This window comes from Phormidesmis sp. 146-12, assembly GCF_052939495.1.
In genome coordinates this window covers 1-8,520 of sequence record NZ_JBJPHS010000180.1, presented here as the reverse complement: position 1 = coordinate 8,520, position 8,520 = coordinate 1, and the positions used below count along the sequence as shown (strand labels likewise).

8 protein-coding genes are annotated in these 8,520 nt (G+C 48.7%); 3 read left to right on the top strand and 5 right to left on the bottom strand.

What is annotated here, in order from left to right:
• Positions 1-132: 132 nt before the first annotated feature.
• Genes ACKFKF_RS33360 through ACKFKF_RS33350 form a run of 3 tightly spaced genes read right to left on the bottom strand, consistent with a single transcriptional unit; the run spans position 133 to position 4,606 of the window.
• Positions 133-2,037 (bottom strand): response regulator, encoded by a 1,905-nt coding sequence (locus ACKFKF_RS33360; protein ID WP_446871676.1) that lies wholly within the window; start codon positions 2,035-2,037, stop codon positions 133-135.
• Positions 2,038-2,042: 5 nt separating this feature from the next.
• The gene (locus ACKFKF_RS33355) at positions 2,043-2,480 is read right to left on the bottom strand and encodes a response regulator (RefSeq protein ID WP_446871675.1); all 438 of its coding nucleotides are present in this window, start codon (positions 2,478-2,480) and stop codon (positions 2,043-2,045) included.
• Positions 2,477-4,606 (bottom strand): GAF domain-containing sensor histidine kinase, encoded by a 2,130-nt coding sequence (locus tag ACKFKF_RS33350; protein WP_446871674.1) that lies wholly within the window; start codon positions 4,604-4,606, stop codon positions 2,477-2,479. The genes ACKFKF_RS33355 and ACKFKF_RS33350 overlap by 4 nt, the downstream gene beginning before the upstream one ends.
• 292 nt (positions 4,607-4,898) lie before the next feature.
• Between ACKFKF_RS33350 and ACKFKF_RS33345 the strand changes: the two genes are divergently transcribed.
• Both ACKFKF_RS33345 and ACKFKF_RS33340 read left to right on the top strand, forming a co-directional pair.
• Complete coding sequence (locus ACKFKF_RS33345) at positions 4,899-5,045, top strand: SUMF1/EgtB/PvdO family nonheme iron enzyme (RefSeq protein WP_446871677.1); 147 nt, start codon at positions 4,899-4,901, stop codon at positions 5,043-5,045.
• A gap of 3 nt (positions 5,046-5,048) precedes the next feature.
• On the top strand, positions 5,049-5,249 hold the full coding sequence (locus ACKFKF_RS33340) for a hypothetical protein (protein ID WP_446871673.1): 201 nt from the start codon (positions 5,049-5,051) through the stop codon (positions 5,247-5,249).
• A 10-nt stretch (positions 5,250-5,259) separates the two neighbouring features.
• On the opposite strand, the gene ACKFKF_RS33335 is transcribed toward ACKFKF_RS33340, so the two are convergent.
• Positions 5,260-5,619: a hypothetical protein gene (locus tag ACKFKF_RS33335; protein ID WP_446871672.1), complete on the bottom strand. Its 360-nt coding sequence runs from the start codon at positions 5,617-5,619 to the stop codon at positions 5,260-5,262.
• Between the two features lie 775 nt (positions 5,620-6,394).
• Positions 6,395-6,988, bottom strand: coding sequence for a hypothetical protein (locus tag ACKFKF_RS33330; RefSeq protein WP_446861731.1), 594 nt, complete (start codon positions 6,986-6,988; stop codon positions 6,395-6,397).
• Positions 6,989-7,207: 219 nt separating this feature from the next.
• Here ACKFKF_RS33330 and ACKFKF_RS33325 point away from each other — a divergent pair, with 219 nt between their 5' ends.
• On the top strand, positions 7,208-8,437 hold the full coding sequence (locus ACKFKF_RS33325) for a sensor histidine kinase (RefSeq protein WP_446871671.1): 1,230 nt from the start codon (positions 7,208-7,210) through the stop codon (positions 8,435-8,437).
• The last annotated feature ends 83 nt before the right edge of the window (positions 8,438-8,520 follow it).

Genomic DNA, 8,520 nt, shown 5'->3' with positions numbered 1-8,520 from the left:
TGACAGGGATGACAACAAATATTAAAAAGCGCTCAAATGACCTTTAGAGGGCTGGGGTAGAAGACTTGAGCAACGCAGCAAAACAACTCATCCAAATTCACGCCAAAACTTCACGCTAAACAAGGTCAATCTCTACCGCTCAACATTCAGCAACGCCACCTCTTGCAACGTGCCCAACAACTCTCTAACGGTGAATGGTTTTGACAAAAAACGCTGCACTCCCGCCGCCGCCGCTTCCCCAATCATGCTCTTAGAAGACAAGCCGCTCATCGCCACAATTTCTATCTCAGGATTCATGCGCTTTAGGATAGCAATCGTCTCTGGCCCATCCATCACAGGCATCATCAAGTCGAGCAAAACCAGCCGAATATCTTGAGAATGTCGGGCATACAGGTCGATCGCTTCTCGTCCATTCGTCGCCGTCAACACCTGATACTCATAGCTTTCGAGGGCAATGCGCGTACTGTCTCGCACGGGGGCTTCGTCATCCACCACCAAAATCAGACTATATGCCCCTTTGCGAAGCTCTGAATCATCCTGCGATCGCGCCTCCCTGACCATCACCGCAGGCAAAAACACCTTAAACTCTGTGCCTTTCCCTTCTTGACTACTGACCGTTACAAATCCACCGTGACTTTTGACAATTCCGACCACCGTCGAAAGCCCCAACCCCGTCCCTTTTCCTAACTCTTTGGTTGTAAAAAATGGCTCAAAAATTCGCTCTAAATTGCTCTCAGGAATGCCCATTCCCGTATCGGCAACGCTGATCACAATGTAGGGGCCAACTTGCGCTTCAAAATTCAGTCGCGCGTCGTTTTCGGTGAGCCATTGATTTTGAGCAGAAATCGTCAGCAGCCCTCCTGACAGCATCGCATCGCGCGCATTTACACAAAGATTCATTAGCACTTGATGCAGTTGAGTACTGTCACCCGAAACCGTCCACAAATCTTTGGGAATGTGGGTACAAACCGTGATTGATTTGGGAAAAGTTTCTTGAATCGTTCTCTCAATTTCTCCGATCAAATGTCTCGTTTGCAAGACCATACGCCGACCTTCGACTCCGCGCGTAAAAGACAACACCTGTTTGACCAGATCCGCTCCCCGCTTGGCATTGGTTTCGAGAAGCTGTAGGAGAAGCTGACTGCGATCGTCCAGATTTTTGAGCTTGAGCGGCAATAGTTGAGAGGCGGCGAGAATGGGTGTGAGAATATTATTCAAATCGTGAGCAATGCCACTCGCTAATGTTCCAATACTTTCTAAACGCTGTGCGCGAAAGAATTGTGCTTCCAGTTGTTTCTTTTCGGTAATATCGGTATCAACTGTGAGAATTGACTTTGGTCGCTTGGCATCATCTCGTACTAGCGTCCAGCGACTTTCAACGATCACTTCTTGACCAGATTTAGTAATCTTATTTAGTTCACCAATCCATTCACCTTTTTCTAAAACAGTGTTCACGGCCTCTTTTAGCTGCGATGACGATTTGCGATACATTAATTGATTAACATTTTGCCCGATCGCTTCTTCCGCTTTCCATCCAAATAGCCGTTCTGCGCCTTTGTTCCAGAATACAATCGTGTGTTGTAGATCGCGTACCAGCATTGCATCGGTTGTGATCTCTAAAAGGGCGGCTTGTTCACGAATTTTTTGTTCGGCTCGCTGTCTCTCAATGGCATATCGTAGCGATCGCGCCAGCAAATCTCCGGTGACTTTTCCTTTGACCAAATAATCCTGTGCCCCTTCCTGCATCGCTTTCAACGTCAACGTTTCATCATCCAAACCTGTGAGAACGACGATCGGAATCGCAGACACCCGTTGATGGAGTTTGAGAAAGGTTTCTAGCCCCAGGCTATCGGGCAGCGTCAGATCGAGAAGAATTACATCAAAGCTGGCGATCGTCAGATGATTGATCGCCTCATCCAATCGAGCCACCTGAGTCACAACAAATCGATTAGAAGATTCCTTCAAAATCTCCAGTAGCAGCCGAACGTCCGCAGGATTGTCTTCAACCAAGAGCACTTGAATGGGTTGTTCTGCCATAATTCTCACTCTGGTGGGAGCTTGACGATCGTGAACCAAAAATCTTCGATCGATTGAACAATTTTAATGAATTGATAAAAATCTACAGGTTTAGCGATATAACAATTTGCATAGAGGTTATAAGCTTTGATAATGTCTTCTTCTGCCTGAGATGTGGTGAGAATGACCACTGGAATTCGCTTTAATAACTGATCCGCTTTGATTTCTTCCAGCACTTCTCGCCCATCTTTTTTGGGTAAGTTTAAATCGAGCAAAATCAAGTCTGGGTGGGGCGCTTGTGCATAACTGTCTTGCCGTCGGAGAAACGCGATCGCTTCGACTCCATCTTCGACAATGCTGAGATTGATGTGCATTTTGCCTTCTGCCAGGGCAAGTCTCGTCAAGTGAGCATCCCCAGGATTGTCTTCGACCAGTAGCACTTGAATCGGCAGTGGGGTGATCATGGCGGTTTTTCTCCTCGATCGGGCAGTGTAAAACAAAACGTCGATCCCTCTGCGGGGGCTGACTCGACCCAAATCCGGCCGCCGTGACGTTCTACAATTTTTTTGCAAATCGCCAACCCGATTCCTGTACCGGGATACTGACCGCGCGAGTGGAGCCGCTGAAAGATGACAAAGATGCGATCGTGATATTGCGCCTCAATGCCAATTCCGTTGTCGCTGACCGAGAAAAGCCAGTCTTGATCCAACCGTTCTGCCTTGACCAAAATTTTGGCAATGCCTTTTCCCTGAAACTTGATCGCGTTGACAATCAGATTTTGAAAGACTTGTGTCAGTTGACTTGCGTCTGCCACCACGTCAGGAAGGCGATCGTACTTCACAACCGCTTGACTTTCCTCAATGACGAATTGCAGATTGGCGATCGCTTGTTTGAGCGAAATTGTACTGTCAATCCATTCAAAGGGTTGCCCACGAGTACTGACACGAGACAAACTCAACAGATCATGGATTAGCGCTTGCATTCTAATCGCGCCATCGACCGCATATCCAATGAATTCATTTGCGTCAGTATCTAGTCGATCTTTATAGCGTCTCTCCAGCAGTTGTAAATAGCTTGTCACCATCCGTAATGGCTCTTGTAAATCGTGAGAGGCCACATATGCAAATTGTTCTAATTCAGTGTTCGATCGCAGCAATTCCTGGCGTTGTCGAGTTTCTCGCTCTAGCAGTTCTGCTTGTGAAATGGCGATACCAATCTGGTTTGCTAACTGCTGTAATAAGTCTGTCTCAAAACTGCTCCATTGCCGAGTCTCACCGCATTGATGCGTAATCAACAATCCCCAAAGCGCGTCTCTACACAGGATTGGAACCACCAGATTCGCTTTGACCGCAATCTGCTCTAAAAATGCTCGATGACAGGGATGAATGTTGGCGGTTTTGATATCCTCGATCGTGCTGACCCTGCCCTGCTCATATCTTTTCCAATAGTCTTGCTGAAAACAGGGATCAAGAACGTCTTTTCCCAGCGTCACGGGATAGCCCGGAACCACGGATTCCTGCACAACTTTGCCTGATCCATCCGCCCACAGCCGAAAGATTAACACCCGATCGGACTGCAATAATTTCTGAATCTCCGTCACCGTAATTTGCAGAATCTCTTCAAGCTGTAGCGACTGGCGAATTTTGAGCGTAATTTCTGAAAACAATCGCGTACTCACACTTTGTCGCTCAAGTTCTTCTTCTGCCTGCTTGCGCTCCATGATGTCAATGCAAGAACCGATGTAGCCAAAAAAGTCTCCACTTGGCGCAAATCGGGGCGTTCCGGTATCCAAAAGCCAGCGATAGTCTCCGTCAGCCCGTCTCAGCCGATACTCCATTTTGAAGCTGCGGCGATCGTGAAAAGCCGTCAAAAACGTCTCCATACACCGCTGCAAATCATCAGGATGAACGCCCTCCGCCCAGCCATTGCCCCATTCTTGAGCCAGCGATCGTCCCGTAAACTCTAGCCAGGACTGATTAAAAAACGTACAGCGGGCATCCACTCCGGCAATCCACAACAGCACAGGCGCACTGTCCGCCATCGTCCGAAATCGAGCTTCACTTTCCCGCAGCGCGGCTTCAACTCGTTTTTGCTCAACGTTCGCGTCGGACAACACTTGCACATGCCGCTTTAACTCTAGCTGAGTGATCACCTGCCGCCCCAACGCCTGCAAGCTCTCTAGCTGACTGGTTGTAAAAGTACGAGGCACATCGTCCACCACACAGATCGTTCCGATCGCTTCTCCTGTCGGGGTAATCAGCGGCACTCCAGCATACGATCGCACTCCCAACGCCACGGCTCCATTGTCAACCCACCGCTCATCTGCCAGCGCATCAGGAATCACCAACACTTGACGCTTTTGTACACACCAGGGACAAAACCCCACCTCTACAGGAAGCTCGGTCACGTCTAAGCCAATTTTTGATTTGAACCACTGCCGCTTACCATCGATGAAATTGATCAGGGCGATCGGCACCTGACAAACTTGAGCCGCTAACCTCACCAGATCATCAAATGAGGATTCAGCTTCACTATTGAGAATTTGATACTGCTCAAGGGCAAGCGTGGAGGAGTCTGATGCAGTGTCCATGAGTCGTCGAATTTCAGGTGAATGGGCTTTCGTCTCATGCCCCTTAGTTTATGAATGAACTGTAGTAATTGGAAATAGGACGTAATGAATTGCTACAAGATAGACACATTTGTAAACACAAAAACTGAGCAATCCTTTTCTCAGAAACCGTAATTCTAAAGTCTATCAAACAAGCATGATTTGTCTCTGTAATCACTGACGAGTCACAACTACGAATGCCAGCATGATTAGATCACACAACACTAAGTGAACTCAAAACCTGCTCAATTTTGTATGAACTAGTGAACAACGTATACTACGGGGCGGTTCGTGGTTCAACCTTCCGTCGAACTGTCGCGCTGCCAACCGCAACTCTAACTCTCCCGCCGATCGCAACTCCGATGTCGGTTTTCGGGTGGTGTGTTCGGTTTTTCCAGCACTCTTCTCACGTCAGAACTGAACAATGGGAATTGTTTGGGCGTATCTAGAAGAGTCCAGACCTGTTCCGGTGAGGAAGGCAACAACCTCCAAAAATAAAACCGAACCGGATAGCTTGGTAGGCGAAAGCCGAAGACTTATCCGGCTCATTGAGCTTTATTGCAGTCGAACTAATTGTGTCGAGGCGATCGCAAGTACGGAGACAATCAACGTCAGAAGGGGTTAGATACGTGGATTTAGGAAGAGCGATCGTCTGACCTTGGTCGCTGTCGAGTCAGAATGCTCATCACTTCACCAAACGAGGGCGCAGGCAACAAAGGACTCCAGTCTGTCGCATTCGCAAATCGTCGGACGTGGAGATTTTGAATCGTCTCCGTTACCCCGTCTGAGGAACCGATAATTAACACCCGCAGGATTTCAAACTCATCAGAATGAGGAATGGCAACGTCAGGTAAAAGATCCTGAAGCGGAATGCGAAGCGAAGTAATCGTGAAACGGGGAATGGTATCAGGAAGGAAACGGCGTTGAATCAATTCTAGAAATGCATAGGCGAAATCGCACAGCCAAAAGCCAGCGTTCAAAAGGCGCTCTGCCATTATGAGTACTCCAATTTTAAGTTTCCGAAGAAACCCAAAAAACTAGCCGCCCCGACGGTCATAACAAGTCAGAGCGGCCAAGGGAGTGATAAAATTCTCCATTAGCCCTCCGGACTGCCTGTACAGTCTCGTGGGTTAGCTGCCCTCTGTTGGTGCAAACAACTTTGGGCGGCGACAGACTAGATTTTTTGGGCGATCAGACAGCCTTCCTGTGACGAAAAGATGTCCTTGATTTGAGAGAATATCTGGAATTTTGATTCTCGTCAAGTAGAGATTGTGGCAAGTTTCAACCAAAATCTGCAAAAAAACAGGGCATTGCTGAATTGTGGGATGAATTGCCCCAAAGCGGCGGGAAACCCAAGGTTCAAAGTTCCCCAATTTTGGGGGATTTAGGGGGCGAAAAGATTGACACTTCCCACGCATTCATCCCTCCAATCAGCAACGCCAAAAACAGCACCGACTTAAGCAAAACTGAACGCTCAATGTCTGATTTCTATCATCAGTCGAGGATTCAAATTGTTTGAGTCAGTGCTGATTTGAATGTAAATTCGATGCAAGATTTTCGCTTCGATGCAAGATTTTCGCTTCGATGTCAAGCTTCAGCCCCCCAGCCCCCCAATCTGGGGGACTTTAAGAGAAGATTTTCGGTTCAAAGTTCCTCACAGGTAAGGAATTTAGAAGGTGACCGGAGTGATAATCGCAGCGAGAAATTTTGGGGGACGATCGCACATTCAGGCGTTACCATTTCCCCCTTTTCTAAGTCGGCGCTAGAGAATCAGTGAGCAACACCCGCCCGTACACGCGCCGTCCCGATCGCCAGCCCTTCCTGAAAGGCAGTCACGCCAAACACTTGATTGAGTGCCCCGGCTGCTTCGGCGGTCAGCGTTACGCCTACTTTGTCCAAAACAATGCGATCGTTGCTCGGAGTCAGCGGAGGAGTCACACCAGAAATAGCCAAATCAAACAGCGGTGCCCGAAATGCCAGACCATCGTTGACGGTGACCAATCCTGTCAGGACGGGCTTTTCGCCGAGCGTGGTGATGATGAAATCAGTGAGTTCAACCGTGGTGTCACCTGCTTTGAGCGACAAACCGCCCCGGTGAATGATTTCGGCTTTGACAGTGCCCAAGTCGATCGCGCCGCCAGAAATCGGGAACGAAACGACTCCATCCACCAAAGTACCTCTGCCCACAACGCCCGGTGCAACTTGCAGAGAAACCAGCGCATCCACAAACGTACTGCTGAGTTGAACCGACGTTCTGCCTCCGGTGAGCGGCTCAGTCGGGGCGGCCATCACTGGAGCACTCAAGGCCGCCATCAAGGAGACAACACCCGCGATCGCTTGCAGTTTTTGATTCAAAAAGCTCATGGGACTTCTCCTAATTTGTGTGAAGTTGTAGCCTGATGGTACTGAGCGATCGCAGGCTGTCAGATCGATCTGATGTCCCAGTCCCGTTAGGAGAAAAGGACTAATCTAAATTAGGACGTTTTTCCTATTGAGTTGGGCCCTGATTTAGGTGATCTGGTCGTAGAAGTCGAACAATGGCTCAGATAAACTGAGAAAAAAACCTTCCTGTAAAATCGCTGAATGCAACCATCGAGCCAATCCTTTCGCCTTTTGCCCTATTTAGAGTGGATTTTGCTGGGGCTGATCACGCTGAATGTCTTGCTAACAGCGGCAGTTTATCCGGCTCCAGAATTCTCGGTGTTTGCCGTTTTGAGTATTGCAGTTTTTGGAGCGATCGGGTTTTATCGTCCGACGCGCATGGTTTCTAAGCTGATTTATACAGGTTTAGAATTTGCCATTATTTTGATTCCTAATTTGTTAGAAAGCCGTATTCCACCTGTTCCATTGTTGGGTCTGATTGCAGTTATTCGCGGTTGTCAAATTTATGCTCTTTGGGGTCGCTTGACGGTTGCAGGATTGACGCTTTTAGTGTTTCTATACAGTGTATTTTTTAGAAGTCAGACGATTTTGATGACCTGTCGATCGCTGGGACAAATTCAACCAAAACTAGAACAACTGATCACCAACCCATTAAATTATCAATTAAGTTCAGCGTTGTCGTTTGGCTTAACGTTGGTGTTTGCGTTCCCGTTAGTTTATGCGTTGTTAGCAGAGCGTCAGAGTCGCAGTCAGCTTGCGATCGCCCACACCCAACTTCGACGATATGCCCAACTGGTCGAAGATCAAGCCAGCCTGCAAGAACGCAACCGCATCGCCCGCGAAATGCACGACTCCCTGGGGCACACCCTCACCGCTCAAAGCATTCAGCTAGAAAACGCACAGCTATTTTTGAGAAGCCAGCCCGATCGCGCCGATCGATTTCTCAACGAAGCCCAAAAACTCAGCGCCAAAGCCATTCAAGACGTGCAAGAATCGGTGCAGGCGTTGCGGTCTGATCCCCTCGGCGGTAAGTCTTTAGCGCAAGCGATCGCCACCCTGGTCGAAGACTTTCACCACACCACAGGCATTGCCCCAGACTGCACCATTCATCTCTCACACCGACCCACGACGGAAATCAAAACCGCCCTCTACCGCATCGCCCAAGAAGCTTTGACCAACATTTGCAAATATAGCGAAGCGACTCAAGTTACCCTTCAACTACAGGAAAGTGGTAATCAGATCATTCTGCGAGTCGAGGATAATGGAAGAGGGTTTTACCCCGATCAGAACACAACCGGATTTGGGCTGCGGGGAATGCGCGAACGAGCGATCGCCCTCGGAGGACAGTTTACCCTCGTCAGCCAGCCCGGATGTGGATGTCACTTAACGGCCTCGATTCCCATTTCTAGGCAAGGTGCAACTTTTTCTTAGCCCCCTTTTTAATGGGGTCTACCGTGTGCACACAAGTTGATTGATCCGTCATTGCCGAGACCCTTCGCCCCCTAAATCCCCCA

Coding starts and splice junctions, on each gene's coding strand:
- ACKFKF_RS33350 (WP_446871674.1), bottom strand. CDS start 4,606: ATGGACACTGCATCAGACTCCTCCACGCTTGCCCTTGAGCAGTATCAA.
- ACKFKF_RS33335 (WP_446871672.1), bottom strand. CDS start 5,619: ATGGCAGAGCGCCTTTTGAACGCTGGCTTTTGGCTGTGCGATTTCGCC.
- ACKFKF_RS33325 (WP_446871671.1), top strand. CDS start 7,208: ATGCAACCATCGAGCCAATCCTTTCGCCTTTTGCCCTATTTAGAGTGG.
- ACKFKF_RS33360 (WP_446871676.1), bottom strand. CDS start 2,037: ATGGCAGAACAACCCATTCAAGTGCTCTTGGTTGAAGACAATCCTGCG.
- ACKFKF_RS33340 (WP_446871673.1), top strand. CDS start 5,049: ATGGGAATTGTTTGGGCGTATCTAGAAGAGTCCAGACCTGTTCCGGTG.
- ACKFKF_RS33330 (WP_446861731.1), bottom strand. CDS start 6,988: ATGAGCTTTTTGAATCAAAAACTGCAAGCGATCGCGGGTGTTGTCTCC.
- ACKFKF_RS33355 (WP_446871675.1), bottom strand. CDS start 2,480: ATGATCACCCCACTGCCGATTCAAGTGCTACTGGTCGAAGACAATCCT.